This is a genomic window from Longispora albida DSM 44784, assembly GCF_000379825.1.
GTDB lineage: Bacteria > Actinomycetota > Actinomycetes > Mycobacteriales > Micromonosporaceae > Longispora > Longispora albida.
In genome coordinates this window covers 309,269-334,813 of record NZ_KB903837.1, presented here as the reverse complement: position 1 = coordinate 334,813, position 25,545 = coordinate 309,269, and the positions used below count along the sequence as shown (strand labels likewise).

General features: G+C 69.9%; 27 protein-coding genes and 1 riboswitch. Of the genes, 14 read left to right on the top strand and 13 right to left on the bottom strand.

What is annotated here, in order from left to right; genetic code table 11:
* Positions 1-163 precede the first annotated feature (163 nt).
* On the top strand, positions 164-1,543 hold the full coding sequence (locus tag A3G1_RS0129730) for a hypothetical protein (RefSeq protein WP_018353159.1): 1,380 nt from the start codon (positions 164-166) through the stop codon (positions 1,541-1,543).
* 274 nt (positions 1,544-1,817) lie between these two features.
* Positions 1,818-3,200: a hypothetical protein gene (locus A3G1_RS0129725; protein ID WP_026212661.1), complete on the top strand. Its 1,383-nt coding sequence runs from the start codon at positions 1,818-1,820 to the stop codon at positions 3,198-3,200.
* A 177-nt stretch (positions 3,201-3,377) separates the two neighbouring features.
* Here A3G1_RS0129725 and A3G1_RS37465 read toward each other — a convergent pair whose 3' ends face one another.
* On the bottom strand, positions 3,378-3,707 hold the full coding sequence (locus A3G1_RS37465; RefSeq protein WP_040480269.1) for a hypothetical protein: 330 nt from the start codon (positions 3,705-3,707) through the stop codon (positions 3,378-3,380).
* A gap of 59 nt (positions 3,708-3,766) precedes the next feature.
* Between A3G1_RS37465 and A3G1_RS0129715 the strand changes: the two genes are divergently transcribed.
* Entirely contained in the window at positions 3,767-4,426 is a 660-nt protein-coding gene (locus A3G1_RS0129715) for an MFS transporter (RefSeq protein ID WP_026212660.1), read from the top strand.
* A 1-nt stretch (position 4,427) separates the two neighbouring features.
* Here the strand turns inward: A3G1_RS0129715 and A3G1_RS0129710 are convergent, their stop codons facing one another.
* The 7 genes from A3G1_RS0129710 to A3G1_RS0129680 form a co-directional block, all read right to left on the bottom strand.
* Positions 4,428-5,654, bottom strand: coding sequence for an MFS transporter (locus A3G1_RS0129710; protein ID WP_018353155.1), 1,227 nt, complete (start codon positions 5,652-5,654; stop codon positions 4,428-4,430).
* Positions 5,655-5,736: 82 nt separating this feature from the next.
* Positions 5,737-6,984, bottom strand: coding sequence for an ATP-grasp domain-containing protein (locus tag A3G1_RS0129705; RefSeq protein WP_018353154.1), 1,248 nt, complete (start codon positions 6,982-6,984; stop codon positions 5,737-5,739).
* Positions 6,985-7,020: 36 nt separating this feature from the next.
* Positions 7,021-7,455 carry an avidin-fold protein gene (locus A3G1_RS37460; protein ID WP_018353153.1) on the bottom strand — a complete coding sequence of 145 codons (435 nt, stop codon included), beginning with the start codon at positions 7,453-7,455 and terminating at the stop codon, positions 7,021-7,023.
* Between the two features lie 6 nt (positions 7,456-7,461).
* Positions 7,462-8,727, bottom strand: a complete 1,266-nt coding sequence (locus A3G1_RS0129695; RefSeq protein WP_018353152.1) for a SidA/IucD/PvdA family monooxygenase — start codon at positions 8,725-8,727, stop codon at positions 7,462-7,464.
* A 2-nt stretch (positions 8,728-8,729) separates the two neighbouring features.
* The gene (locus tag A3G1_RS0129690) at positions 8,730-9,770 is read right to left on the bottom strand and encodes an NAD(P)/FAD-dependent oxidoreductase (RefSeq protein WP_018353151.1); all 1,041 of its coding nucleotides are present in this window, start codon (positions 9,768-9,770) and stop codon (positions 8,730-8,732) included.
* Between the two features lie 10 nt (positions 9,771-9,780).
* Positions 9,781-11,166 (bottom strand): class I tRNA ligase family protein, encoded by a 1,386-nt coding sequence (locus A3G1_RS37455; protein ID WP_018353150.1) that lies wholly within the window; start codon positions 11,164-11,166, stop codon positions 9,781-9,783.
* The gene (locus A3G1_RS0129680) at positions 11,163-11,549 is read right to left on the bottom strand and encodes a cupin domain-containing protein (protein ID WP_018353149.1); all 387 of its coding nucleotides are present in this window, start codon (positions 11,547-11,549) and stop codon (positions 11,163-11,165) included. The genes A3G1_RS37455 and A3G1_RS0129680 overlap by 4 nt, the downstream gene beginning before the upstream one ends.
* 580 nt (positions 11,550-12,129) lie before the next feature.
* Between A3G1_RS0129680 and A3G1_RS0129675 the strand changes: the two genes are divergently transcribed.
* From A3G1_RS0129675 to A3G1_RS0129665, 3 genes are all read left to right on the top strand, one after another.
* On the top strand, positions 12,130-12,564 hold the full coding sequence (locus tag A3G1_RS0129675) for a hypothetical protein (RefSeq protein ID WP_040480127.1): 435 nt from the start codon (positions 12,130-12,132) through the stop codon (positions 12,562-12,564).
* A complete protein-coding gene (locus tag A3G1_RS0129670; protein WP_018353147.1) occupies positions 12,558-12,776 on the top strand; it encodes a helix-turn-helix transcriptional regulator in 219 nt (72 codons plus the stop codon). Before A3G1_RS0129675 ends, A3G1_RS0129670 begins: the two co-directional genes overlap by 7 nt.
* A 112-nt stretch (positions 12,777-12,888) precedes the next feature.
* Complete coding sequence (locus tag A3G1_RS0129665) at positions 12,889-14,112, top strand: MFS transporter (protein WP_018353146.1); 1,224 nt, start codon at positions 12,889-12,891, stop codon at positions 14,110-14,112.
* Positions 14,113-14,133: 21 nt separating this feature from the next.
* Here the strand turns inward: A3G1_RS0129665 and A3G1_RS0129660 are convergent, their stop codons facing one another.
* Both A3G1_RS0129660 and A3G1_RS0129655 read right to left on the bottom strand, forming a co-directional pair.
* Positions 14,134-14,952, bottom strand: a complete 819-nt coding sequence (locus tag A3G1_RS0129660; protein ID WP_026212658.1) for an NAD(P)-dependent oxidoreductase — start codon at positions 14,950-14,952, stop codon at positions 14,134-14,136.
* 96 nt (positions 14,953-15,048) lie between these two features.
* Positions 15,049-15,960: a glutaminase gene (locus A3G1_RS0129655; protein WP_018353144.1), complete on the bottom strand. Its 912-nt coding sequence runs from the start codon at positions 15,958-15,960 to the stop codon at positions 15,049-15,051.
* A gap of 381 nt (positions 15,961-16,341) precedes the next feature.
* On the opposite strand from A3G1_RS0129655, the gene A3G1_RS0129650 reads away from it, so the two are divergent.
* Together A3G1_RS0129650 and A3G1_RS0129645 are read left to right on the top strand one after the other, a co-directional pair.
* Positions 16,342-17,133, top strand: a complete 792-nt coding sequence (locus A3G1_RS0129650; protein ID WP_018353143.1) for a GntR family transcriptional regulator — start codon at positions 16,342-16,344, stop codon at positions 17,131-17,133.
* A 31-nt stretch (positions 17,134-17,164) separates the two neighbouring features.
* Positions 17,165-17,737: a GNAT family N-acetyltransferase gene (locus A3G1_RS0129645; protein WP_018353142.1), complete on the top strand. Its 573-nt coding sequence runs from the start codon at positions 17,165-17,167 to the stop codon at positions 17,735-17,737.
* Here A3G1_RS0129645 and A3G1_RS37450 read toward each other — a convergent pair.
* The gene (locus tag A3G1_RS37450; protein ID WP_157641487.1) at positions 17,734-18,882 is read right to left on the bottom strand and encodes an alpha/beta hydrolase; all 1,149 of its coding nucleotides are present in this window, start codon (positions 18,880-18,882) and stop codon (positions 17,734-17,736) included. The two genes, A3G1_RS0129645 and A3G1_RS37450, sit on opposite strands and share 4 nt — an antisense overlap.
* A 268-nt stretch (positions 18,883-19,150) precedes the next feature.
* A riboswitch (cobalamin riboswitch) is annotated at positions 19,151-19,321 on the top strand.
* Positions 19,322-19,355: 34 nt separating this feature from the next.
* Here A3G1_RS37450 and A3G1_RS0129635 point away from each other — a divergent pair.
* Positions 19,356-19,589 carry a CbtB-domain containing protein gene (locus A3G1_RS0129635; protein ID WP_018353140.1) on the top strand — a complete coding sequence of 78 codons (234 nt, stop codon included), beginning with the start codon at positions 19,356-19,358 and terminating at the stop codon, positions 19,587-19,589.
* Positions 19,589-20,317 (top strand): CbtA family protein, encoded by a 729-nt coding sequence (locus A3G1_RS37445; RefSeq protein ID WP_018353139.1) that lies wholly within the window; start codon positions 19,589-19,591, stop codon positions 20,315-20,317. The genes A3G1_RS0129635 and A3G1_RS37445 overlap by 1 nt, the downstream gene beginning before the upstream one ends.
* A gap of 114 nt (positions 20,318-20,431) precedes the next feature.
* On the opposite strand, the gene A3G1_RS0129625 is transcribed toward A3G1_RS37445, so the two are convergent.
* Complete coding sequence (locus A3G1_RS0129625) at positions 20,432-21,256, bottom strand: S1 family peptidase (RefSeq protein ID WP_018353138.1); 825 nt, start codon at positions 21,254-21,256, stop codon at positions 20,432-20,434.
* Positions 21,257-21,426: 170 nt separating this feature from the next.
* On the opposite strand from A3G1_RS0129625, the gene A3G1_RS0129620 reads away from it, so the two are divergent.
* Together A3G1_RS0129620 and A3G1_RS0129615 are read left to right on the top strand one after the other, a co-directional pair.
* On the top strand, positions 21,427-22,581 hold the full coding sequence (locus A3G1_RS0129620; RefSeq protein WP_018353137.1) for a sensor histidine kinase: 1,155 nt from the start codon (positions 21,427-21,429) through the stop codon (positions 22,579-22,581).
* Positions 22,578-23,237, top strand: a complete 660-nt coding sequence (locus A3G1_RS0129615; protein WP_018353136.1) for a response regulator transcription factor — start codon at positions 22,578-22,580, stop codon at positions 23,235-23,237. The genes A3G1_RS0129620 and A3G1_RS0129615 overlap by 4 nt, the downstream gene beginning before the upstream one ends.
* Here the strand turns inward: A3G1_RS0129615 and A3G1_RS0129610 are convergent.
* Positions 23,234-23,710, bottom strand: a complete 477-nt coding sequence (locus A3G1_RS0129610; RefSeq protein WP_018353135.1) for a GbsR/MarR family transcriptional regulator — start codon at positions 23,708-23,710, stop codon at positions 23,234-23,236. The genes A3G1_RS0129615 and A3G1_RS0129610 overlap by 4 nt on opposite strands.
* A 66-nt stretch (positions 23,711-23,776) precedes the next feature.
* On the opposite strand from A3G1_RS0129610, the gene A3G1_RS0129605 reads away from it, so the two are divergent.
* Complete coding sequence (locus A3G1_RS0129605) at positions 23,777-24,676, top strand: ABC transporter ATP-binding protein (protein ID WP_018353134.1); 900 nt, start codon at positions 23,777-23,779, stop codon at positions 24,674-24,676.
* A complete protein-coding gene (locus A3G1_RS0129600; protein WP_018353133.1) occupies positions 24,666-25,457 on the top strand; it encodes an ABC transporter permease subunit in 792 nt (263 codons plus the stop codon). Before A3G1_RS0129605 ends, A3G1_RS0129600 begins: the two co-directional genes overlap by 11 nt.
* Positions 25,458-25,545 lie beyond the last annotated feature (88 nt).

Genomic DNA, 25,545 nt, shown 5'->3' with positions numbered 1-25,545 from the left:
CGCCAGCCAAGTAAATTCGAGGGCGTTCTTATCCACTTCAGACATTTTCGGTGAGCTTTACCTCACCCAATTGCCATCTGTCCTGGCTGGACTAGCGAAACTTGTGTGTCCACAGTAGCCTCGGCCGCGATAGTGGGCCGAGGCTAGAAGGGACGCCTGCACTATGACGCGCAATTCCCTCACGGAGCTTTACCTGAACGAGATCCGTGACCAGAAACTGACCTCCGCCGATCTGCTCCCGACCGAGCAGGTCCCGCACATCCTCAAGGCCTTCTACGAGGGCCGCTGTGCCTCCCGGCCGGTCTTCCTCGACCACGCGGAGTACACGCGTCTCGCCCAGGACATGGCGAACCTGCACGCCGCGCTGACCAGCATCCCCGAGAAGCTGTTCGGCGGGGACTTCGCCGCGTTCGCCCGCGCGGTGGGCATGACCGGCCCGCAGATCGAGTGGATCGTGCGCAGCCAGGACGGGGTGCCAGCCACCAAGTTCGCCCGGGCCGACACGTACCAGGACGGCGACGGCTTCAAGATCCTCGAGTACAACATGGGCAGCACCATCGGCGGCCTCGAGAGCGGCGTCCTGGCCCGCGCCCAGCTCGCCTCCCACCAGGTGCTCCGCGACTTCGCCGCCAAGCACAACCTGTCCTACACCGACCCGGTGTACGAGCAGATCAACAGCATCCGCGTCGAGTGCGGCCTGCCCGCCGACGCCCGGCCGACCGTCGCGCTGTGCGACTGGCCGAGCGAGTACGAGCTGATCGAGGAAGCCCTGCACCTGTCGGCCGACTGGCACACCCGTGAGCTGGGCATCGACTCGGTGGCCGCGCACCTGGGCATGCTGGAGTACCACGACGGCCGGGTGTGGATCGGCGACAAGCCGATCGACATCATCTACCGGATCTTCATGCTGGAGCACCTGCTCCTGCCGGAGGCCCAGGAGATCATGGTCCCGCTGCTGGAGGCTGCCGAGCGGGGCGAGGTCAAGATCTTCACGCCGATCGGCTGCGAGGTGTTCGGCACGAAGGGCGCGCTGGCCCTGCTGTCCGACGAGGCCAACCGGCACGTCTTCGAGCCGCACATCCTGGAGAGCCTGGACCGGATCCTGCCGTGGACCCGGGTCACCCGTCCCGGCACCGTCACGGTCCCGGGCGGCGGCACCGCCGACCTGGTCGAGTACGCCCTCGCCAACCGCGAAGAGCTGGCGCTCAAGCCGACCCTGCTGCACGGCGGCAAGGGCGTCCTGCTCGGCTGGGACACCGACGACGAGACCTGGGCCGCGCGCCTGGCCGAGTCGATGGACGGCCAGTGGGTGCTCCAGAAGCGGGTCCGCCCGCTGCTCGAGCAGCTGCCGGACGCCGACGGCGAGCTGGTCCCGTTCGTCAACAACTGGGGCGTGTTCTCGGTGGCGTCCACCCCGGACAACTTCGGCGGCATCATGTGCCGGATGGCTCCCGAGTCCGCGAACATCGCCGTGATCAGCGTCTATGCCTCGCCGGAGTGCAAGTTCGGCTCCTCGATGCACCAGATCGCCCCGGCGGAGTAAGCGCACCGGAGCCTCGTTTCACCGCTGGCCGCCCCGGCAGACGCCGGGGCGGCCAGTTTCGTTATCCGTGGCGCCGTCCGCACCTTTTGCCCATAGGGGACTGTCCAAATCGGATTCCGTAATCACAGTTTTGTATCGCCGCATGTCGATCATATGAAGAATGAATCGCCGGGCAGTAACGTCGTCATCGCACCTGACTTTCCACATTTTCTGAATGTCGCGACGCTAGCGCGCCCGTCGCATACCGGGCCGGCCGTCGGGGGAAGGAATGACGATGAGCGGACAATCTCTCACGCAGCGCTACCTGGCAGCGGTAGCGGAGCGTGGCCTCACGGCGGGAGAGCTCCTGCCTGCCGAGGCATATCCCTCGCTGCTGATGACGGTCAGCAGCGGCCGGTGCGCGCCGATGCCGGCCTTCATCAGCCACGCTGAACTGAGCCAGCTGCACGGCGACCTGACCAACATGCACGCGGCGCTGGAGAGCCTGCCAGCCAAGGCGTTCGGCGGGGACTTCGCCGCGTTCGCCCGCGCCGTCGGGCTCAGCCCGCTGCAGGTCGAGTTCGCGGTCCGCACCCAGGCCGGCCAGCCGCTGACGAAGTTCAGCCGGGCCGACTTCTACGCCGACGCGAGCGGATTCAAGATCCTCGAATACAACGTCGGTACCCAGATCGGCTGCCTGGAACAGGGCCTCCAGGTCGACGGCGCGCTCAGGCACCCGCTGCTCGCGGAGTTCGCAGCCGCGAACAACCTCGGCCACGTCGACACGATCGCCGAGCAGATCACCACCATGCTCGCGGAGACCGGCACGCCGCGCGCCGGACGGCCCGTGATTGGCCTGGTCGACTGGCCGGGCGAGTTCACCGGCGTGCAGCAGCAGGCCATCCGGGAGTCCGCAGAGCACCACACCGCCACGCTCGGCGTGGAGTCGCTGGCCGGTCACCTGGGCGAGCTGGAGTACCACGACGGCCGGGTCTGGCTGCACGGCCGCCCGCTGGACGTCATCTACCGGATCTTCATGCTCCAGCACGTCAACGAGCCTGAGGGCCCGGCCCTGATGGAGCCGCTGATCGCGGCGGCCGAGCGCGGCGAGGTGAAGATCTTCGCACCGATCGGCTGCGAGGCGTTCGCCGCCAAGGCCGCGCTGGCGCTGCTGTCCGACGAGGACAACCGGAAACTGTTCACCGCGGAGGAACGGGCCAGCCTCGACCGGATCCTGCCGTGGACCCGGATCACCAACCCCGGCCAGGTCACCACGCCTGCGGGCGTCAAGGCGGACCTGCTCGAGTACGCGCTGGCCAACCGTGAGGAGCTCGCCCTCAAGCCCACCCTCCTGCACGGCGGCGCCGGGGTCGTGCTGGGCTGGGAGCGGACCGACGCCGAATGGCGCGAGGCTGTGGCGTCCTCGATGGACGGCGGCTCGATCCTCCAGCACCGGGTCCGGCCGCTGCACCACGCGATGCCCGGCCCGGACGGCGAGCTCATCGAGTACATCTTCAACTGGGGTATCTTCTCGGTCGCGCCCAACGGCTGGGGAGCCAACGGGTACGGCGGCCTGGCCATCCGGTGCGCGCCCGTGCAGGCCAACGTGGGCGTAGTCGGCAGGCTCAGCGCGGCACAGGGCGCACTGTTCGGCGGCACGATGCACGAACTGGGCTGAGCGGAGCCGAGAGGCCGGCCATCCACTGGCTGGCCTCTCGGCTCCGCTGGCACGGCGCCCCGGATCCTCGCCGGGATGAACCATGCCGTTCCCCGCACGCCACGACCCCAGCATCCGGACGAACATCGGTCCACTATAGGCACACGCTGCCGCCCAGCCAGCTGGCCACAAACCCGGCTAGGCCGGGCCGATGCCGTGGTCGGCCAGGCGGGTGATGCCGGCTTCGCCGAAGCCCAGGTCTGGCCAGATCTGGTACGCGGCCCAGTCCAGCCACTCGGCGGGCGGGGGCTCGGCGCGGAAGAAGGCCAGCCGTTCCGGTTCGCCGGGGAAGGCTGCCTGCCACCAGTGACCCCAGGTCATCATGTGCCACTCGCCGTTGCCCATCCGCCAGCCGATGCTGTACCGCTCGTAGTCCGGGTAGGCGCGCCACGGCGGCTGTACCTGGCCGTGAGCTGCCAGCTGCCTGCCCACCTCGGCGTCGAGCATCTCGCGGGTCCGGTCGTCCATGCTGGACATTCTCCCGTCCTGCCTCAGCCTGCTGGCGTGGTACCCCTATGCTCCCTGGGATGAACCAGCCCTTTCCCGGTACGGCCCAACACGCTCCCCAGCCCGTGCCGCGGCCGGGCTGGCTGCTGATCGGGCCGGTCATCGCCGCAGCGGTGGGCGCGTTCCTGCTCACGGTCACGATCGGGGAGGGCTGGACGGCCATCAGCCGGGACCTCGCCCTGCCGAACACGTCGGTCATCTGGAACTTCGCCGTGTACCTGGTCCCCGCGGTGCTCGCGGCCGTGATCGGCGCCCTGGCCGGGTCGAGGTGGCCGACCGCTGTCGCGATGCCCGCCGCTGCACTCCTCGTACCAGGCTGCCTGCTGACCTCCCTGGCCTCGGACAGCACGGTGCTGCTGATCGGCCGGGGCGTGACGGGCTTCGCCGCCGGCCTGGCCTGGGGCGTCACGGCCGCTCTGGTCGCGAAGACGGGCCCCGGTCGCATGGTGGCGGGACTGACAGCTGGCTGCGTGATCCTGCTGTCGCTCGTCGCCGGGCCCGTGTCGTGGCTTGTACTCGGGTCGGTTACCACCTGGCGGGTTCCGTTCCTGCTGGCTGCGGTCCCCGCGCTGCTGGCCGTCCTCGCTTCGCTGGTGAGCGGCATCATCCTGCTCGTACAGCGCTCGAACCGCCCGCCGCAGCCGCAGCCTCCGGCGTTCCCACCGCACGCCCACATGTGACTCAGTCTCGCGCCACGATCGCCGCGTAGACGCCCGCGACCACGAGCAGCAGTGCCGTCACCGCGAAGATGGCGTCGATCCGGCCGAAGCCCGCGTACCGTGCGCCGATCGGGATGGCTCCGGCGACCGCGCCGGCCAGGGCGACCGAGAGCATCGACGACAGCCGGTAGGCAGGGGTGAAGACGGAGAAGACGCGGCCCTGGTACTCGCGCGGGGTGTGTTCGAGGAGCAGCGGCGTGAAGACCGTCTCCAGTGCGCCGGCCGCCACGCCGAACAGTCCGATGAGGACGATCGCTGGCCAGGGTTCGCTCATCCGCGAGTACACGAAAAAGATTGTCCCGGCCGCGATCAGCCCGCAGGCCTGCACCTTCGCGTGACCGAAACGGTCGCCGAGGAAACCGGCGCTCAGCGAGCCCGCCAGCATGCCCGCTCCGAGCACGGCACTGATCGCGCCGAACCAGCCAGCGCCGGCCCGCAGGTTCTCGCTCACGAAGTAGACGTCGAGCGCGGTGAGGCAGCCGGCGCCCAGCATCACGACCATGCCCGTGACCAGGATCGAGCGCAGCACCCGGTGCCCGGCGACAAACCTCAGCCCGACCAGGATCTCCTTGCGGAGCCGGTCCCGCTCACGGCCGGGGCTGTCCACCCTGACAAACCAGATCATCGTGTACGACACGAGGAACGACACCGCGTTGACCGCGAACGCCCATCCAGCCCCGGCGAACACCAGCAGCGGGACGGCGACGGCCGGGCCGAGGATGGTGGCGACGGCCGCGCTCGCCTGGCTGTAGCTGGCGGCGCGCCCGCGCAGCTCGGCCGGGACGATGTCACCGATCAGGACCAGCCGCGCCGGACCGAAGAGCTGACCGGCCACAGTGGCCGCCACGAGCAGGATCCCGGTCAGGGAAAGGGTGAGCGCGATCGGCATCCGGGGAAGCAGGGCGACGACCGCCAGCGTACCGACCAGCAGGAACCGTGCGAGGTCCGCGCGGAGCATCACCTGGCGTTTGTCCCACCGGTCGACGAGCACCCCCGCGACCGGAGCCGCCACGACCACGGTCAGCGCGACGAGCGCGAGAAACGCGCTGCTGACCGCCGGAGCGGCCTGGCTGCCCTTCAGGAGCACGGTGCCCACCCACAGCAGCAGGCTCGTCGTGAACACCGTGTCGCCCAGCGTCGACACCGCTTGCCCCGCCCACAGCCGGCGGAACTCCCCGTTGATGAACATGGGCCACGGTATCGGCCATTGTGGATACACGTGTGACCCGGCCCCATTCAGGGAGGGCCGGGTCACACGGCTGAGCCAGGTACTAGGCGACCGGCTCGATGATGATCTGGGACTCCTTGTCCTTGATCCACTTGTAGTCGCGCTCGATGTCGGCCATCGTCGGGGCGGCGAGGATGATCCAGCCGATCGGCGTGAACAGGTCGACCGTCAGCGGCACGACGTCGCCGGTCTTGTAGGCGATGCCGTCCTCGAAGTAGGCCGGGACCTCGCCGTTCTTCAGGCCGTCGAACAGTTCAGCGTTCTTCCACACGCCGTGCGCGTCCGCCGAGACGAACGTGCCGCGGACCTGCTGGATGAGGCGGAAGTCCGGCAGCTGCTCGCCGCGGACCCGGTGGGCCACGGTGCGCAGGATCTGGTTGGTGCCGGTCGCCACCGTGGTGATGATCTGGTGACCGCCGCCGGCCGGGCGGGCCGCGATCTCCAGCAGGCGGGGGCCCTCCTCGGTCAGGATGACCTCGGTGTGGCCGCAGCCGTTGCGGATGCCGACGGCCTCCAGGACCTCCAGCACGTACTTCCAGACCAGCTGCGCGTCCGCGTCGTCGTGCTCGACGAAGTTGACCTGGTCGTAGATGCCGATACGGTCGCCGCGCTGCACCTTCACGTAGCGGCAGATGTCCACGAAGGCGTGGTTGCCGTCCACAGAGTACGAGTCGATCAGGTACTCGACGCCCTCGGCGAACTCCTGCACGATCGCCGACTCGTTGATGAAGCCGGCCTTGTTCTCCTGGCCGACGACCTCACCGAACGCGTGCCGCCAGTCGGCACCGGCCTCGACGACGTGCACGTTGTCGGCGCCCATGCTCTTCGGCGGCTTGACGACCAGCTTCTTGCCCTCGAGGCCGCTCTCCTTCAGCCACGCGGCCACCTCGGCCTCGTCGGCGGTGTTGATCTGGCGCAGGTGCGGGACGCCGGCCTTCTGGAGGGCGACGGCCATCTCCCACTTGTCACGGCGCGCGAGGGTGCGGGCCGGGTCGTTGAGGGTGCCGGGCAGCACCTCCTCGACCAGGGCGTCACAGACCTCGGTCGCGGTCTCAGAGCCGGGGACCACGCAGATCGGGTCGAAAGCCTTGACCTTCTCGGCCAGGGCCTTGATGTCACCCTCGTAGTAGAGGATGTGCTCGAAGTTCTCCGGGTGCCAGCTGGCGATGAAGGCCGGGGCCGGCTCCGGCGCGGTCATCACCGCGATGGGCTCGACACCCGCCTCACGGAAGGCCGCCGGGTACTCACGGCCGGTCGACAGCGGGTCGACGATGACTGCGTAACGCTGCATTGGTCCTTCTCCTGGTGCTGAGTTTTGTGCTGTGCTTTAGCTGGACTGGGAGTGCGCGGCTTCCATGAGCGGCACGGAGCCGAAGGAGCTGGAGCCCGGGATCGGTTCCTCGATGTAGGACACACCGGAGGAGCCGTCCATCCGCGCCCAGTGGTCCTCGACCCGGATCCGGCCGTCGGGAAGGATCTCCGGAATGCTGCGCAGGGTACCGGCGACGACGGTGCCGTCCTTCATCACCTGGATGTAGGCGGCCTCGTGCACGCCGTCCTCGCGGGACGTGCCGACGATCCGCCCGATCTGGACGTGGGAGCCGTAGATCTCGGCCCAGATCAGCTCGCCGTCCTGGTGGTACTCGCCCCGCGGGATCTCGCCGTCCGGCACCGGCGGGTCGGCCTTCACCAGGCGCAGGGTCTTGCCGTCGTAGTTGATCCGCTGCTCACCGAGCGGCGGAGCCCATGCGTAGTCAACCATTTCCGATCAACTCCACTTCGTCTGGCACATCTCGTCGGAGATCTTGTAGACCTCGCGGCCGAGGATCGAGTTGATGACCATCGCCGCGCGCAGCGGAAGCTGGGTCAGCGAGCCGTCCTGGATGCCGTGGCTCCACCGCGCCCGGTTGAAGGCGTAGATCCGGTGGCCGTTCATCCCCTTCCACCGCACCGAGTAGTCCGCGTCGACGATCATCTCGCCGTCCTCGTCCATGTCGATGCGCTCGGCCAGCTCCGAGTCGAACGGGACCGGGGTGATCTCCCGGCCGACCGCCACGACCACGTAGCCGACCCGGTACTCCTCCAGCTTCTCCGTCGCACGGCAGTGCAGCACGATGTCGTCGCCGACGACCTCGCTGGAGTCGACGTTGCGGCCGGGCAGGAAGGTGGCCGGGAACCGGCCCAGTTCCAGGTGGCCGTTGTAGTTCTGCTGGTACAGGCCGGCCAGCGAGCCGGGCGTGATGCCGTCGCCGGTGAGCCGGTGCCCCGTGACCAGCCGCTTACGGGTCGGCCGGGACAGGGTGTGCAGGAACTCGTTGTAGTTCGGCCGGTAGATGTCGTTGGCCGTCGACGAGTCGTCGATCGTCTGGAACCACGGCTGGCGGCCGATCCACAGCACGTTGGTGAAGCCGGCGCTCAGCAGCCGCGACACCTTCTCCAGGCCGGTCTGGCCGCCGCCGACCACGGCGACCGTCTTGCTGCGGTCCATCGTGTCGATGTGGTCGGACAGGTGGTCGGCGATGAAGGACCGGTCGGCGGGCAGGCCGGCCAGCGCCTCCGGGATGTACGGCCGCGAGCCGACGCCGACCACGAGGTGCTCGGAGCGGGCGAGGGCCCTGCCGTCGGAGTACACCGTGAAGCCACCGTCACCGAAGGAGATCCGGTCGATCGGCGAGCTGTAGTGGATGTTCGGGATCTGCCGGGCGGCCCACTTGATGTAGCGCTCGTACTCCTTGCGCGGGATCGTCGCGAACTGGGAGTTGAGCAGGGCGAACAACCGGCCCTCTGTGACCATGTAGTTCAGGAAGGTCAGCTTGTGCCGCGGGTCGACGAGCGTGACCAGGTCCTTCATCCAGGACGTCTGCATGCTGACGCCCGGGAAGATCAGGCCAGGGTGCCACTGCGGGCCGCCGGACTTCTCGAACAGCGCGAGGCTCTCGGTGGTCGCCTCCTCGTAGAGGGCCGCCAGGCTCAGGTTCGCCGGACCGGCGCCAACCCCCACGGTGTGGTAATACGGCAGTTCTGCCTCGTTCATCGTCAATCCTTTCTGGAGGCTTCTGCGAGCCGGGTCGCGGCCCGCCGGCTGGCGGCGAGCGCGGTTTTGGCCGCACCACCGGAACCGCCGGTGAAAGTGAAGAGCCGGTGCCCGCCGGCCGCCTGGCGCAGGGCCAGGATCGGCGGGTCTGTGTAGCAGTCGGTGGCGCTGACCCGCTGGCGAGCCGGGCCGAGCCGCAGCTCTGGGAACCGTTCGGCGGCCAGCGCCGCGGCGGCGTCCTGCAGGGACAGGTCGACCGGGCCGAGACCCGGCGGGACGTTCCACTCACTGGTCGCGAGGCCGAGCAGGATGCTGTCGGAGCTGTACGGCTTGCTGTACAGGCTCGTCGCCTCGTCCACGAACAGCGGCGGGCGCCAGTCCCCGACCGGGTAGACGGAGTACTGGATGGACTTCGTCCGGTAGCCGGAGGTGTCCAGGCCAGCCAGGCCCAGCACGGACGGCGTCCACGGCCCGGCGGCGACCACGACGGTGTCGTACTCGCGGACCCGGCCGCCGACCGTCACGCTGATCGAGGCGTCCCGCAGGGTCAGGCCCGTGGCCTCGCCGGCGAACACCGTGACGGCCGAGTTGTGGGCCAGCTCGGCGAGCAGCGCCTGGCGGAGCCTGGCCGGCGACAGGTGCCCGGCCTCCGGCTCGATCACGGCGGCGCTGCCGTCGGGCAGGCCGCGCCAGCCCTGCTTCTCCAGATCGGCCAGGTCGGCCAGCTCCGCGCCGGGGAGGCCGGCGATCTCGCTGGCCAGCCCGGCCGCGCTGGGCTTGACGTACACCGAGCCGGTCCGGCGGAAACCCGACCAGGACCGCAGCACCGGGCTGTCCAGCAGCTCCGTGATGCTCTCCGTGGCCAGCTCACGCTGGGCTGCCTCGGACTCGTAGCCACGGGTGATGCCACCGGACGCCTCGGTCGCGTCCTCGACGAGGCTCCCGCCGAGCAGCAGGTCGACCCAGGCCGCGCCGGGCTCGTGCGCCAGCCGCCAGGCCAGCAGGGAACCAGCCAGCCCGCCGCCGATGATGCACGTCCGCACCGAAACTCGCCTACCCTTCCTGCCCCGGAGCCTGCGACTGCTCCTGTCCGGTCAGCGCCTCGAACAGCGGCCCGGCGTCTGCACCGGCCGCCAGCAGGGACAGCAGGCTCCGCGCCGCCAGCGGCGGGTCGAAGCGGGGCAGCTCCAGCGCGGCGAGGCCACGGCGCAGCTCGGCGGCTGCCAGCACGGGCGGCAGCGACGGGGTCGCGGTCGCCTCGCCGTACACCATCGGCCGGACGTAGTCGCGGAACGCCTCGTACGCCTCGCGGGTGAAGTCGCTGGAGTACCGGTCGGGCCGGTCCCACGCCAGGTACAGCCGGACGAGCGCCGGATCCTCGGTGGCCAGCAGCTCGTGCGCCCAGATGGCGTGGTTGCGGCTGGTCGAGAACTTGAGCCCGTCGAGCGTGTAGAACTCGTTGAGGTTGACGCCCTTCAGCGGCATCGGGTCGAAGCCCGCCGCGAAGTACAGCGCCGGCCACAGCACGCCCGAGTAGAACGCGTTGTCCAGGCCGTGGAAGTGCCACACCTCGTCGACCTGCTCGAACGCCTTCTGGAACTCGTCCAGCGTCCGCGCCTGCGGGTCGATCGCCCACGCGACACCCGGCACGTAGCTCAGGGCCAGCTCGGCCCACACGTCCACGCGCAGCCCGGCCAGGTCGCCGTCGGCCTCGCAGTGGATGCCCCAGTTCGTCGGGTACGCGATCGGGACCTCTGGCAGGCCGTTGTCCAGGTACCGCTTGGCCAGCGCCCGCACCCGGTCGGTGACCCGGGCGCTCGACCAGAACTGCTGGAGCTGCTCCCGGTAGTCCTCCATCACCAGCACCGGGCAGGCGACGGTGAACTCCTCCGGCGCGCCGCCGCAGCGGGCGCACACCGGATCGGTCAGGTTCTCCGCGGAGGTGTGCCCGCCGCAGCCCTCGCAGGAGCCGCCGGCCGAGCCGTTGCCGCACCACGAGCAGGTACCGGACACGTAGGAGCTGTGCAGGGTCCGCGCGCAGTCCGAGCAGCGCAGGAGGGTGATCTCCTTGAGCTTCAGGCCGCCCCGGTCGGTCATGGCGCCCACCACGTGCGCCATCGCCTGGTGGAACACGTCGTCACGGGTGTCGACGAAGGCGTCGTAGCCGATCCGGGCCTTCTGGTACGCCTGCTCGATCTCGTCCATGTACCGCGCGGTCATCTCGTCGACGTCCACGCCGTCCTTCTCGGCCCGGGTGAGCACCCAGTTCTGGCTGACGTCGACGCCGGCCATCGTGATCACCTTGCGGCCCCGGGCGCGCAGCGCACGCGAGGCGTAGTCGGCGCCGATGAACGGGCCGGACATGTGCCCCATGTGCAGCGGCCCGTTCGGGGTCGGCGGCGGGATCGTGATGACGGTGTAGCCAGGGGTTTCGCTCACTGGGCGGCCTCCTCGAGCTTCTCGGCCGGGCCGTCGAGCGGCGTGCCGGTCGGCATCCAGTAGGCGGCGAAGATGGTCACCGGCTCGGTCTCCGACCGGTTGTGGATGATGTGGCCCTCCTCGGTGTCGAAGAGGAACCCGTCGCCGGCCACGACCGGGGTGAAGCTGCCGGACTCGATCGACTCCACGTCCGCCGCGCCGCTGATCACGATGGACAGCTCCAGCTCGGGGTGCCGGTCGAGCACGCTCGCCGACAGCGGCGGAACGGTGTACCACATCGCCTGGAAGGGCACCGCGGCATTCAGCCCGAACTGCTCCCACCGAGTGACATCGATCGGCCCCACCACTTTGGACTCAGCGGCTGCCTTGTCGAATTTGCGCATACGTGACTACCCTCCGCGATCCCCGCGCTGTTCGGTGACTTCCCATCATTGCGAGCCGTCCGCCCGCTCCCCCGCTACTTGCCCGAGCAGATCTATTCAGCTCTGCTCCATGTTGGACACCCGCGTCAAGCGCGCCGTCAGTCCAAGTAGGAGTCACAGTAACAAGCCAAGTATCTGAGTGCCATTGGGCATTCGCAAGTCTTCAACTGGACAATATTTCGCAGGTCACACGGCCTGCAAAGCTGCCAGGAATGGCTGGAGTCAACCGTGGGGAAACACCCGAAATCGGCCCGGCACCGCTGTCCATTTGAGACCAGACGAACCGAAGTCGGACCCGTCCGGATTGCACGCTACTCACGAATGCCAATTGCTTTCACCTCGCAAGTAAGAGATGTACCGTGCAACTAATGGCGCGAGAATGCCGGCACAGCGAGTAACTTGTATCTCGAAACCATTAACCACTCTCTGACCGCTGGAGTTGTCACGGCCGCCAGTCATGCCCGGCGTCACGGATGCCCGGTCCGCGACAGTCATGTCAAGAAAACTTGACTTGATGTCTGCCTAGCTTTACATTCGGGGCATGACCATCGAAGAACGACGCGCATGGATCATGGGCCTGGTGACGGTGGCTGCCTACACCTGGTACGTGATCGCGGTCCTCGGCCGGGCCGGTGACTCCGGGTCCGCGCTGGCCGACGTGTCCTATCAGGCCACTCTGCTGTGGACGATCATCGGGGCGATCGTGACGAGCATCATCGCGCACATCGCCGTGTCGATCCTCTTCCACCGGGGCGAGGAGAAGCCGGACGAGCGCGACCGGGACATCTACCGGTTCGGCGAGTACATCGGGCAGTGGCTCGTGCTGGCCGGGGCGACCGCGGCGCTCGGCTTGGCGATGCTCGAGGTCCGGCACTTCTGGATCGCGAACGTGATCTATCTGGCGTTCGTGCTCGGCGCGGTGCTCAGCTCGGCGCTCAAGATTTTCGCGTACCGGCGGGGGCTGCCCCGATGGTGAAGCCGACCCGGGTGACCAACAGCATCCGAGCCCTCCGGTTCGCCGCCGGGGAGATGACCCAGGCCGAGCTGGCCGAGCGGATCGGCGTCACCCGGCAGACCGTGAACGCGATCGAGCAGGGCAAGTACTCGCCGTCGCTGGAGATGGCCTTCCAGATCGCCCGCGCCCTGGACGTCGCCCTGGATCAAGCCTTCCACTACCCCGAGGACTGAACGGCAGGCTGGTGCTAGGCTGCCGCTCATGATCACTTCCCGGCCGGACTAGACGAGGACGCGTACCCATCGCCGTCGCTCGTCCAGTTCGTCTTCTCCGGGAGTTCTCATCATGTCGCCGTCCGGCGGCACGTCTTACCGTGCCGTCCTCAGTGTCCCGTGTGCCCGCCGGCTGTTCCTCACCGCCGCGCTGGGCCGCCTCGCCTACGCCATCCTTCCGCTCGGCCTGCTGCTGTCCGTCGCGCAGGCCACGTCGTTCACCACCGCTGGCCTGGTCGCCGCCGCGACGGGTGCGACGATCGTGCTCGCTGGGCCGTGGCGGGCCGGTCTCGTCGACCGGTACGGCCGCCGTGCCCTGATTCCGTTGATGCTCGGCTACGTCGCCGGGAATGTCGTGTTGCTCATCGCCCTGCGCTGGGAGGCGCCCGTCGTCGCGCTGGTCGCGATCGGCGCGCTGACCGGTGCCAGCCCGCCGCCGCTGGGGCCCTCCATGCGCGTGATGTGGTCGCGCCTGGTGGACCGGGAGGACGTACAGCGGGCGTACGCGCTGGACGCCGTGACGGAGGAAGTCCTGTTCACGACAGGGCCACTGGTCACGGGTGTCCTGGTAGGAGTGTTCAGCCCGCAGTCAGCTGTCCTTGCAGGGGTTTGTGTCCTCGCGGTCGGGACGGTGGCATTTGTCAGCAGTCCAGGACCGGGTGCGGCTACCGGGGAAGCCGCTGGGAGCGCGGAGCAGGGCCCGCCGGAGAGTCCCCTGCGCGCGGCAGGGTTCGTGCGGGCTCTCGTCATGCTCGCGGGAGTCTCGTCGGCCATGTCACTGGTGTACGTGGGCGTCCCGGTGATCGCCACGCAGGCCGGGCACCCGGCGGTGGCCGGGCCCCTGGAGGCAGCCATCGCCGCCGGGAGCGCGGTCGGCGGGCTCCTGTACGGACGGCGTGCCTGGCGGCGTCCGCTCGGGTACCGGCTGAACGTGGTGTGCCTCGCGCTCGCGGCCGTGGTGGCCGGGCTCGCCGCCGCCGGGGGTACGTGGTGGCTGCTTGTGCCGGGGCTGTTCGCCGCCGGGATGTGCCTGTCGCCTGCCCTGATCATCGCGTACTCGATCGGCGACACGGTCGTGGCGCCGGCAGCGCGTACCCGGGCGTCGATCTGGGTGAACACGGCCGGGAACGCTGGCGGGACGGCGGGCGCGATGCTCGCGGGCGTACTCGCCGACCGGCTGCCAGCCCAGGCGCTGTTCCTCATCGCCGGGATCGTCCTGGCCGGAGTGGTGGCAGCGGCCGGGCGCTCCGCCCACCGGGGTACACAGAAGGAACTGGCAGGCGCCGCAGGACGGTAGTGTCCTGCGGCGTACACGCCGTCAGAGAACGACGGAGCTGAAGTCCTTCGGGCCGTCGCCGCGTTCCTCGCGGGCCGCCAGCTCGTCGCGGGTGGCGGCCAGCACCGCGGAGTCGCGGACCTCCGTCGCCAGCCGCATGTCCTTGGCCGCCAGGCCGAGCGCGAAGTCGACCGGGGCCTCGGGGTTGGCCAGGCGCGCCTCGACGCGGGGCAGGATGAAGGACACGGCCGTGTCCTTCAGCGTCTCGACGGCGAGTTCCTGGGACATGCCGAGCTGGGTGCTCAGGGCCAGCGCCTCGCCGGCGATCGTGAACGCGGCGATGTTCACCGCGTTGACGACCAGCTTCGCCGCGGCGCCCGTGCCGAGCGGGCCGATCAGCGAGGCGGTGCCGAGGACGCCGAGCACCGGCTGGCAGACGGCGAAGTCCGCCTCCGAGCCGCCGGCCCCGATGCCCAGGGTGCCGGCGGCGGCCTTCGGGAGGCTGCCGCGTACCGGGGCGTCGACCAGGCCGACTCCGGCCGGGAGCAGCGCACGGAGCTCGGCGACGGCGCCGGGGCCGATCGTCGACATTTCCGCGACGACGGCACCGGGCTCCAGGGCCGGGGCGGCCTCGGACAGTACGGAAAGGACAGCAGCGCCGTCCGTCAGCATCGTCACCACGACGGCGGCACCGGCCACCGCCTCGGCCGGGCTGGCAGCGACCTTCGCGCCGGCCTCGGCCAGCGGGGCGGCCCGCTCAGCCGACCGGTTCCACACAGTCAGGTCGTAGCCAGCGTCGAGCAGCCGGCCGGCCATCAGGGCGCCCATGCTCCCGAGCCCGAGAAACGCAACTTTGATCATGCACGCAAGGCTAAGCGGTCCCAGCACAATGACTGGCGGCGCCCTGGCGGCTTCAGGCGACGACCGGCGGCGCCATTGTGCTGGGACCGCTAACCCCTAGAACACCGACCAGCCCGTGAGTGTGGTGAAGGCGTCCAGCGCGGCCAGGCCGGCGACCGAGTTGCCGCTGGCGTCGAGCCCCGGGCCCCACACCGCGACGGCGCACCTGTTCGGCACGATGGCGAGGATCGCGCCGCCGACGCCGCTCTTGGCAGGCAGGCCGACCCGGTACGCGACCTCGCCGGCCGAGTCGTAGGTGCCGCCGATCAGCATCGTCGCGTTGAGCCGCTTGGCGTCGCTGCGGGACAGGATGCGCTCGCCGGACGCCCCGGTACCGTGCCGGGCCAGGAACCGGCCGGCCAGCGCGAGCTCCCGGCAGGTCATGACGACCGAGCACTGCCAGGTGTAGTGGTCGAGCACGTCGGGTACCGGATTCTCCAGGTTGCCGTAGCTCGCGATGAGGTGGGCGAGAGCGGCGTTGCGGTGCCCGTGGTCCGCCTCGGAGGCCGCGACGACCGGGTCGAAGCCGACGGCGGAGCTCTCCCCCTCGGTACGCAGGAAGTCACGCACGGCCGACCGGGCATCACCTGTGAGCGTCAGCAGGCGGTCGGTGACGACGATGGCTCCGGCGTTGATGAAGGGATTACGCGGGATGCCCTGGTCGTGCTCCAGCTGGAGCAGCGAGTTGAACGGATGGCCGGACGGCTCCCGCCCCACCCGCGACCAGATCTTCTCCCCGTCCTCGCGCAGCACGAGCGCCAGGCTGAACACTTTGGACACGCTCTGGATCGACAGCGGCAGCCGCCAGTCACCGGTCCCGTAGACCTCGCCGTCGACGGTCGCGACGGCCATCCCGAACCGGCCGGGGTCCACGGCGGCGAGCGCCGGAATGTAGTCGGCGACCCGCCCGCGACCCGCCGCAGGAACAACTTCGGCCCGGATGTGCTCCAGGAGCTGCTGATACTCCATCCGGCCATTCTCCATTCCCTGGAAAAGGAGGGAGCAGGCACTGCCCACCCGCTCCCTCCACCTACCCCCCTCTGGGTAGAACCAGGCGGCCGCCGCGGCACGGCACGCGGCGCCGGCTAGCCCGAACCTATGCGGCGAGCACCCTGGCCAGGAACGGGGAAACCCCTTGCGTTTACCCTCGATCTGAGCGGCATCGGCCACCTGACCCTGAAAGATCAGCTTGTGGGGTGGATTGGGCGGGGCACGCCGGATTGCCGCGGTGTCCGATTGGCGGCCGGAATCCCGGGAACGTATGACATCCTAGGACCCTGGGCCAGGAGCGCCACAGTGGATAGCCGGTACCGGCCGGGGCGGCCGGTCAGCCCAGGCAGGGAGGTCAGCGTGTCCGTGAACCCCGGGGCCACCGAGTGGCCGCACCGGCAGATCGCCGACCAGATCCGGGCCAAGATCCAGGCCGGGGACTGGGGGCCGGGCGAGAAGCTGCCCTCCATTCCCGACATCGGGCACATCTACGGCGTGGCCAAGCAGACCGCCCAGCGGGCCATCGACCAGCTCCGGATCGAGGGGCTGCTGATCACCCGCCCCGGCTCCGGCACGTACGTCCGGGGGGTCCGGCGGCGGCTGGCCCGGCTGGCCCGTGGCCGGTACGGGACGACCCGGGGGTACCACACCGACCCGGGTGCCCGGTACAGGCAGCGGCTCACGCTCGTCGGCCGCGCACCCGCCCCGCACGAGGTGGCTGCGGCCTTCGGGGTGGCCGAGGGTACCGAGCTGCTCGTCCGGCGGGCCGTCATCACCAGCCAGGAGCAGGTCGTCGAGGTCAGCGCGACCTGGCTGCGCGCGAGCGAGGTGGCTGGCAGCGCGCTGGAGGGCCTGGCCCCGCTGACCCGCCCGCTGTACCAGGAGGTCGAGGAGGTCACCGGCCGCCAGTACGTCTACGCGACCGACCAGCTCAGCGCCCGGCTGCCGCACCGTGACGAGGCCGAGACGCTCCAGATCCGGGCGGACACCCCCGTGCTGACCCTGCTGCACATCGGCTACGACGGGCAGCGGCACCCGATCGAGGTCACCCAGTCGACCTGGCCGGGCCCGACCACCCTGCTCACCGACGACTACAAGGTGCCGTCGCCACGGCACGAGCCGGAGGACGGCCCGGACCTCGCCCTGGCGTGAACGAGAGCACCCGATCTGTGATCATGACTGCATGCCCAGCCTGATCATCCCGGCCCTGCCGCCCACGCTCCCGCCCCAGCCGACCCTGACGGCCGGCGACCTGGTCATCCGGCCCTGGCTCGCCAAGGACGCCCCCGCCGTCTACGAGGCGTACCAGGACCCGGCGATCCAGCGCTGGCACGCCCGCGTGATGGACAGCGTCGAGGAAGCCGAGGCGTGGGCGCTGTCCTGGGCGCCGCTGTGGGAGGCCGGTACCCGTGGCGGCTGGGCGATCGCCGACGCGGGCACCGACGCCGTCCTCGGCCGCCTCGGGCTCGGCAGCATGAGCCTGGAGGAGGGCTACGCCGGCATCGGCTACTGGGTGATGCCCGCCGCCCGTGGCCGGCGCGTCGCCACCCGGGCCGTGAACGAGCTGACCCGCTGGCTGCTGCACGACCTCGGCATGAACCGGCTCGACCTGCACCACTCCGTCGGCAACGAGGCGTCCTGCCGGGTGGCGCAGGCCTGCGGCTACCAGTACGAGGGCACGCTGCGCTCGGCCCACCTGCACGCCGACGGCTGGCACAGCATGCACCTGCACGCGCGCCTGAGATCTGACGCCTAGGCGGCGGAAGTGCAGTGCCGGATGCCCTCGGCGAGCCAGGTGAGGATGCCGGGCATCCCGTTCTTCCACACGTTGAAGTTGTGCCCGCCGGGGGCGTCGGCCACGATCACCTCGTCCGGCTTGCGTACCCGGCCGGCCAGCTCACCGGCGGCCTTCACCGCGACCGTGTCGCTCTTGCCTGCGAACAGGTAGAACCGGATCGGCAGCTGGCGGGTGTCGCCGACCGTCGACATCGGATCGTTGGCCCGGCGCTGGGCGGCGTCGCCCCGGTACAGGTTGCCGGTGCTGCGGTCCACGATCGGCTGGAAGTGCCCGGAGAGGCTGACGGCCGAGGAGTACTTCTCCGGGTGCCGGAGCGCGAGGTTCACCGCGCAGTACCCGCCGGTCGAGTAGCCCATCAGCGCCCAGCCCGTGCGGTCCGTGGTGAGCCGCAGGTACCGGCCGAGCGTCTCGCGCACGTCGTGCACCAGGTACGTCTCGGCGCGCAGCCCGCCGTTCGCGTCCACGCACTCGCTGTCGCGGCCCCGGACCGGGTTCTGCTCGGGGGCGATGGCGATCACCGGGGGCATCCGGCCAGACGCGATCTGCCGGTCGAGCATCTCGGGGATGCCCACGCTCTTCGTCCAGCTCTCCACCGTGCCCGGGTACCCGGCCTGGAGCTGGAGTACCGGGAAACGCCGCTCCGGCTGGGCGAAGTACGCGTCGGGGACGTAGAGGCGGGCCGGCAGCCGGTACCCGGTCCGGCTGCCCGCGATGACCAGCGGCACGACCACGCCCCGGCCCGGCGCGCGCCGGGCGGTGAGCCACTGGCCGAACGTGGCGGTCGGGGCCGTGTGGTCCAGTACCGGCGTCCCCGGCGGTGTCATCGAGCCGTGCCCGCCGCTCGCGCCCTTGCCGAACAGGTCGCCGATCGTCGCATAGAAATTGGACTGCGCGTTCACGCCGGCCGCGCAGGTCAGGATCACCATGATCTGGGTCAGCAGCAGGGCAGCCGCCCGCCGGGTCCGCCGGAGGCGTTCCCAGTCCCAGGTGACAGCGGCGAACGCCGCGACCCCCACGGTCAGCAGCGCGATGACCAGCACGAACCAGCCGTTGGCTATCCGCACGTCCCAGACGCCGTCAGCCAGCGCGATCTTCTCCCCCACGCCGATCACGATAGGTGCGCGAACCCGTTTCCCCATCAGCCCGCTGAACGAGAAGCAGCCACGCCGGCTCCACCCTGAGTATTACGGAACCCGAATGTCGGGTGAACAATGCCCGCAATTGAAGGGAAAAGGAGTAGTCCTAGATGGGGGGTCCTCAAGGGATTGTCCCTGTTCACTGGTCAGAGGGCGGATCGTTCCACCCTGTGACCAAGGGCACACCCTCCGGGTTGACGGCCGGGGCCGGGGGCACGATCCTGGGAACGCACAAATTGAACATGAGACGACGGTGCGCAGGAACCCGGTGTGAGTCCGGGACGGTCCCGCCACTGTGACCGGGGAGTCCTCCCTCGTGCTGGCCACTGCCCCCTGAGGGGCGGGAAGGTGAGTCGAGGACAACGATCCGGGAGTCAGGACACTGACCCGTCGTTCTCCTGGATACCGGGGCGGGGACACCCCGGGAAGGAGTAGCGGAGATGGCATCCATCACCCCCGTGACCACCGCCGAAGGCGCTCTCAGCTGGCGGCCGGTCCGCGACGCGGTCATCGTCGGCATCGCCCTCGCGTTCGCCCTGCTGACCCTGTACTCGGTCTTCGTCGACCAGGGCGCGCTGCTGGCCCCGATCCTCGGCCAGCTGTCGTTCGACCAGAACTTCATCCACGAGTTCACGCACGACGCCCGGCACCTCGCCGGCGCTCCCTGCCACTGATGGCCTCGGTCGTCACCCTGCTCGGCCGCGGTCTCGCGGCCGGCGGGGTTTCCGGCGTGGTCGCTGGCGGATTCGCGTACCTGCTGGCCGAGCCGGTGATCGGGAAACTGATCGACATCGAGTCGGCCAGGTCGGCGGCGGCCGGCGAGACCGGCGAGGAGACGTTCACCCGCGGCGAGCAGCGGTTCGGGCTGCTGGTCGCCCTCTTCGCCGAGGGCCTGGCGTTCGGCATCCTCTTCGCCCTGGTGTACGCGCTCGTGCACAAGGCTGAGCCCAGCTCCGAGCCGTGGCGGCGGTCGCTGCGGCTGGCCGGAGCCGGGTTCCTCGGGGTGTGGCTGATCCCCTTCATCCGGTACCCGGCGGCCCCGCCCGGTGTCGGTGACGGTGACACCGTGGGCCTGAGGTCCGACGCGTGGCTGGGCGCGATCGTGCTCGGCCTGGTCGCGGTGGCCGGCGCGATGCTGCTGCACTCCTGGCTCGCGGCCAAGGGCAGCCCGGAGCCGGTCCGGCACCTGGTCACCGCCGCCGTACCGGTGGTGGCCCTGGCACTCAGCTTCCTGGTCCTCCCCGACAACCCGGACGCGATGGAGATCCCGCCGAACCTCCTCTGGGACTTCCGCGCGGTGTCCGCCGGAGCGAACCTGCTCCTGTGGGCCGGCATCGGCATCGTGATGGGGCTCCTGGGCCTCAGAGCAGCCAAGAAGGCCCGCACGGCGCAGCCCGCCTGACCAGCGCTTTCGCACGACCGCAGTGGCCGGGGAGACCTCGTCTCCCCGGCCACTGCGCGTCACAGGTACAAAATCAGGTTCTTCGCTCTTGCTCTGAGGCTCTTGATCTGGGAACTACCGGGGCAGCGTGCAGCCCGGGCGTGCGAGGTCGATCTGGCTGAGGGTGCCGATGCAGGGGACGATGATGTAGGTCTGCTGGCCGTAGCCGATTCCGGAGCGGACGGTGATGTTGCCGGCCTGGTCGACCTCGCACGGGTTGTTGAGCGTGCACTGCCCGCCGCTCTCGTTGCGCGTGTTGTTGACGCCGATCACCTTGCCGGTGCTGACCTCGACGATCGGGGAGCCGGACGTGCCGCCGATGGTCTTGCAGGCCGACGTGTAGCGGATCGAGTCGTTGAAAGTCCAGCCGGCTTCCCTGAGCTTGTAGGCGAAGCCGTCGACGTTGCAGTTGTACATCCGCTTCCAGTAGCCGGAGACGACGCTCATCGCCGTGCCGGCCGTGGGGTGGGTGTTCGCCAGGGTCAGTGGCGCGACGCCGAACTGGCTCTGGATCTGGGCGTAGGTCCGGTTGGTCTGGTAGATCGCGACGTCGGTGCTCGTCATCGTGCCGTAGGAGACCTTCGTGGCCCTGACCGTGCCGAGCGACCGGCCGGACGAGCTGAGCACGGTGAACGACCGCGTCGAGGACTGGTTGACCACGACGACGCCCGGGCCGGGCATGCCGCTCTCCAGGCAGTGGCCGTTGGACATGACGAGCGCCGGGTCGGAAGACAGCGAGTGCGGGGCGCGGACGATCGAGCCGGAACAGTTGCTCAGCGCCACGGTGCCCGCGAAGCTCACCGCGGTGGGTGCGGCGCTGGCCGGGGTGGCGAGGGTCGTGGCGGCGAGTACCGCGCCGGTGGCTGCCGCCAGGAGGGTGCTGACGAGTCGACGGTTCATCGAGTGACCTCACATGCCGAGGGGTTGGTGACTGTCACCGTAGAGATACGCGTGGCTCGATACAACACTGTGGACGGGTGCGGATCGTCCAGGATGTCGTACTCCGGGACTCCTGAGAGTTCGCTCTCGCGGGGGAGGTTCGCGGCCCCGGCCGCCCGGAGACTGAACGCATGACGAAGAAGATCCTCACCGGCTGGGCGCACGGGCTGCTCGGCTGGGTGCTGTGTTTCCTGGTGTCCCCGTTCGCGCTGGCCGTCGCGGTGTTCGTGCCGGGGTCGAGCGACGTCAAGCTGTTCGCCTGGTGCCTGCTGGTGCTCGCCGGGGCGTTCGCGGCCGGTTTCCCGCGCTGGGTACGCGGCGGGTCGGTGTGGCTGGCGAACCGGCTGCTGGGCTCCGGGCTGCCAGCGCCGGCCCGGCGGGACTGGCCGCGCACGGGCGCGTGGCTGGCGCTCACGACCGGGCTCGGCAGCACGCTCATGGGCCTCACCGGCCTGTTTCTGCTGCTCGCGGTCGGTCCTGTGTGGATCTGGCTGGCCGGGCAGCCGGATCCCGGGTACGCGATCATGGGCTGGAAGGTGGAAGGCGCCTGGAACGCGGTGGTGGGCCTGTTCTTCCTGGCTCTGGCTGTGGCGGTGACGGCTGGCAGCACGCTGCTGTTCCGCAGGCTCGCGCCGGTGCTGCTCGGCCCGACCGCCGCGGAGAAGCTGGCGGTGATCGAGGAGGAGCGGGCCGTGCTCGCGCACCGCAACCGGCTCGCCAGGGAACTGCACGACTCGATCGGCCACACCCTGACCACGGCCACCATCCAGGCCGCCGTCGCCGGGCGCGCGGTCGGCAGCGATCCCGAACTGGCCCGGCGGGCCATGCAGAGCATCGAGGAGTCCTCCCGGCTGGCGCTGGAGGATCTCGACCACGTGCTCGGCGTGCTGCGCGACGACCCGGCCGGGCGGGCACCGGCTCGCGGGCTGCCCGACGTGCCGGAGCTGATCAGCCGGATCCGGCAGGCCGGTGCGGTCGTCGCCGACGAGCTGCCTGGTGCTGGCACGCGGATTCCGGTAGCTGTGTCGCGCGAGGCCTACCGGATCGTCCAGGAAGGACTGACGAACGCGCTGCGCCACGGTGCCTCACCGATCAGCGTGCGGGTCTCGGCGGTGCCTGGCGCGCTGGAGATCGAAATTCATAATCCGGTACCCGGTGAGGTGGCTGCCGTCCCCTCCGGGCGCGGGCTGACCGGCCTGGCCGAGCGGGCCCAGGTGCTCGGCGGCACGCTGACCTCCGGCCCGGTTCCGGACGGCTGGCTCCTGCATGCCAGGCTGCCCCGGTGAACACCACGACTGTCGTGCTCGCCGACGACGAGGAGCTGACCAGGGCCGGCCTGCGGTACCTGCTGTCGGCCGAGCCGGATCTCGACGTCGTCGGGGAGGCGGCCGACGGGGCGGAGGCCGTCGCGCTGGCCCGGCGGCTGGAGCCGGACGTGGTGGTGATGGACGTGCGGATGCCGGTACTCGACGGGCTGGCCGCGACGGAACGGCTGCGGGGCGGCCCGTCGAAGGTACTCGTGCTGACGACGTTCGAGAACGACGACTACGTGTACGAGGCGATCCGGGCCGGTGCCGCAGGGTTCCTGGTGAAACGGGCCAGGCCCGAGCAGCTCGCCCAGGCGATCCGGGTGGTGGCCGGCGGGGAGTCCGTCCTCTTCCCCGAGGCGATCCGCGCGCTGGCCGCCGCCCGGCCCGCCGCCGCGCCGAAGCCGCTCCCCCTGACCGGCCGCGAGGGCGACGTCCTCCGGCTGATGGCCACGGGACTGTCCAACCAGGACATCGCCGGCCGGCTGTTCGTCAGCCTGGAGACGGTGAAGACCCACGTCGGCAACGTCCTCGCCAAGCTCGGCGCGGAGAACCGGACCCAGGCCGTGATCATGGCGTACGAGGCGGGCTTCGTCGTGCCGGGTGCGAGTTCGGGCTCGGGATCGTCAGCCTAGGGAGCTGGGGTCGGGTACTCGCCCTCGGCGCGGGCGGCCGACCAGCGGTCGAGGATCAGCTCGGTCTGGCCGAGGACGTAACGGTAGAAGTCCCGCATCTCCGCGAGCCGCCGGCCCGCAGCACTGTCCGGCCCGGCGGCCTCGATGCCCTCGGACGCCGTCTCCTCCATCACCTTGATCACATGGTTCTTGGCCGTCATGACGGTCGACCAGGCGTCGTCGCGGAACCGGTAGTGGTCGCGGCGGCTGCCCGGAGCCGGCACCCGCTCGATCATGCCGACGGTCAGCAGGGTCTTCACCGCGCCGGACACCGCGCCCGCCGACACGTTGAGCTGCTGGCCGAGGTCACCAGCCGTCATCGTGTCGCCCTCGGCGAACAGCAGCGCGGCGAAGACCCGGGCGGTCATCCGCTGCATGCCGTTCTCGGTGAGGACGAGCGCGAGGCGCTCGGCGGCATGGTGGAGGTCGCTCATGAGCCACAGTTTCCCACATGCTTTTTATTCTTTACAAGTTTGTGAAACTTCAGTACGGTCCGAGATATGGACGCTGCGATCCAGCTCACCGGGCTGGCGAAGACCTACGGGCGGCGGCGCGGCCTGACCGGCCTGACGCTCGACGTGCACCACGGCGAAATATTCGGATATCTCGGGCCGAACGGGGCCGGGAAGTCCACGACGATCCGGCTGCTCCTCGACCTGATCCGGCCGAGCGCCGGCACCGCCCGGGTCCTCGGCCTCGACCCGCGCGCCGACGCGGTCGCCCTGCACCGCCGGATCGGGTACCTGGCTGGCGACTTCGTGGTCGACGGCAGGCAGACCGTCCGCGAGTGCCTGCGCTTCCTCGCGAACCTGCGCGGCAACGGCGGAGCGGCCAGGATCGGCGAGCTCGCCGAACGGCTGGACCTCGACCTGACGGCCAGGATCAGGAGCCTGTCGAAGGGCAACCGGCAGAAGGTCGGGCTGGTCCAGGCGTTCATGCACTCGCCGGAGCTCCTGATCCTCGACGAGCCGACCTCCGGGCTCGACCCGCTCGTGCAGCACACGTTCCTCGACCTGGTCCGGGAGGCGCGGGCGGCGGGGCAGACCGTCTTCATGTCCTCGCACATCATGAGCGAGGTGCAGGCCGTCGCCGACCGGGTCGGCATCCTCCGCGAGGGCGCCCTGGTCGCACTGGACAGCGTGGAGGCGCTGCGCGAACGCGCTGTACGGAAGGTCGAGATCACCTTCGCCGCGCCAGTCAGCGCCGAGGAGTTCACTGTGGACGGTGTCTCGGACCTGGCCGTCGACGGCACGGTGCTCCGCTGCCGCGTGTCCGGCAGCCCGGACGCGCTCGTCAAGGCCGCCGCCCGGCACACGGTTACCGGCCTGCTCAGCGAGGAACCAGACCTCGAGGAACTCTTCCTGACCTACTACGAAGGCGGCGCTGGTCATGCTGCGTAACGTGTTCACGAAGACGCTGTGGGACGCGCGGCGCTCACTGCTCGGCTGGATGATCGGCACGGCTGCGGTCGCGATGATGTACGCCAGCTTCTACCCCCAGCTCGCGAACGGGGCGATGGAAGAGGCGATGAAGTCCTTCCCCCAGTCCATGAAGGACGCCTTCCGGCTCAACGACATGACCTCGGCCGCCGGGTACCTGGGCGCCAACACGTTCGGCATCATCGTCCCGCTGCTCGCGCTGTTCTTCGGAGCGTCGACCGGGGCGCGGGCCATCGCCGGCGACGAGGAGAGCGGGCAGCTCGACCTGCTGCTGGCCCACCCCGTGAGCCGGGCGCGGCTGCTGCTGGAACGGTTCGCGGCGCTGGCGGCCGGGTCGGTGGTGATCTCGGCGGCCGTGCTCGGCGCGCTGCTGCTCATCCGGCCTGCCGCGAAGCTGACCGGCGTCTCAGCAGGCCAGCTGGCTGCCCAGTGCGTCAACCTGGCCCTGCTGGCCGTGTTCTTCGGCGCGCTGGCGATCTGCGCCGGGTCGGCCGCCGGGCGGCGGGGGCTGGTGTTCGGGGCGACAGCCGTGATCGGCGTCCTCGCGTACGCGATGAACAGCTTCGGACCCCAGCTGGGCCTGGAGTGGGCGCAGAAGCTCTCGCCCTTCTACTACTACATCGGCGGCGACCCGCTGCGGAACGGCTTCCAGTGGGGCGACGCGGGAGTCCTGGCCGGGGCATCGGCCGTCCTGGTCTGCGCCGGGCTGCTGACCTTCACCCGGCGCGACATCAACACCTGACTTTTCCTTAGTACCATTTTCGCGGGTGCCTTTTGGTCAGAAAAATTCGTGTTCCGCTGTCGGTGACGCCCGGCTACGCGACGATCAG

Coding starts and splice junctions, on each gene's coding strand:
- A3G1_RS0129680 (WP_018353149.1), bottom strand. CDS start 11,549: ATGCGCAAATTCGACAAGGCAGCCGCTGAGTCCAAAGTGGTGGGGCCG.
- A3G1_RS0129725 (WP_026212661.1), top strand. CDS start 1,818: ATGAGCGGACAATCTCTCACGCAGCGCTACCTGGCAGCGGTAGCGGAG.
- A3G1_RS0129670 (WP_018353147.1), top strand. CDS start 12,558: ATGGTGAAGCCGACCCGGGTGACCAACAGCATCCGAGCCCTCCGGTTC.
- A3G1_RS0129660 (WP_026212658.1), bottom strand. CDS start 14,952: ATGATCAAAGTTGCGTTTCTCGGGCTCGGGAGCATGGGCGCCCTGATG.
- A3G1_RS0129665 (WP_018353146.1), top strand. CDS start 12,889: ATGTCGCCGTCCGGCGGCACGTCTTACCGTGCCGTCCTCAGTGTCCCG.
- A3G1_RS0129730 (WP_018353159.1), top strand. CDS start 164: ATGACGCGCAATTCCCTCACGGAGCTTTACCTGAACGAGATCCGTGAC.
- A3G1_RS0129710 (WP_018353155.1), bottom strand. CDS start 5,654: ATGTTCATCAACGGGGAGTTCCGCCGGCTGTGGGCGGGGCAAGCGGTG.
- A3G1_RS37460 (WP_018353153.1), bottom strand. CDS start 7,455: ATGGTTGACTACGCATGGGCTCCGCCGCTCGGTGAGCAGCGGATCAAC.
- A3G1_RS0129645 (WP_018353142.1), top strand. CDS start 17,165: ATGCCCAGCCTGATCATCCCGGCCCTGCCGCCCACGCTCCCGCCCCAG.
- A3G1_RS0129655 (WP_018353144.1), bottom strand. CDS start 15,960: ATGGAGTATCAGCAGCTCCTGGAGCACATCCGGGCCGAAGTTGTTCCT.
- A3G1_RS0129620 (WP_018353137.1), top strand. CDS start 21,427: ATGACGAAGAAGATCCTCACCGGCTGGGCGCACGGGCTGCTCGGCTGG.
- A3G1_RS37465 (WP_040480269.1), bottom strand. CDS start 3,707: ATGGACGACCGGACCCGCGAGATGCTCGACGCCGAGGTGGGCAGGCAG.
- A3G1_RS0129610 (WP_018353135.1), bottom strand. CDS start 23,710: ATGAGCGACCTCCACCATGCCGCCGAGCGCCTCGCGCTCGTCCTCACC.
- A3G1_RS37445 (WP_018353139.1), top strand. CDS start 19,589: ATGGCCTCGGTCGTCACCCTGCTCGGCCGCGGTCTCGCGGCCGGCGGG.
- A3G1_RS0129695 (WP_018353152.1), bottom strand. CDS start 8,727: ATGAACGAGGCAGAACTGCCGTATTACCACACCGTGGGGGTTGGCGCC.
- A3G1_RS0129715 (WP_026212660.1), top strand. CDS start 3,767: ATGAACCAGCCCTTTCCCGGTACGGCCCAACACGCTCCCCAGCCCGTG.
- A3G1_RS0129705 (WP_018353154.1), bottom strand. CDS start 6,984: ATGCAGCGTTACGCAGTCATCGTCGACCCGCTGTCGACCGGCCGTGAG.
- A3G1_RS0129675 (WP_040480127.1), top strand. CDS start 12,130: ATGACCATCGAAGAACGACGCGCATGGATCATGGGCCTGGTGACGGTG.
- A3G1_RS0129625 (WP_018353138.1), bottom strand. CDS start 21,256: ATGAACCGTCGACTCGTCAGCACCCTCCTGGCGGCAGCCACCGGCGCG.
- A3G1_RS0129600 (WP_018353133.1), top strand. CDS start 24,666: ATGCTGCGTAACGTGTTCACGAAGACGCTGTGGGACGCGCGGCGCTCA.
- A3G1_RS0129635 (WP_018353140.1), top strand. CDS start 19,356: ATGGCATCCATCACCCCCGTGACCACCGCCGAAGGCGCTCTCAGCTGG.
- A3G1_RS0129605 (WP_018353134.1), top strand. CDS start 23,777: ATGGACGCTGCGATCCAGCTCACCGGGCTGGCGAAGACCTACGGGCGG.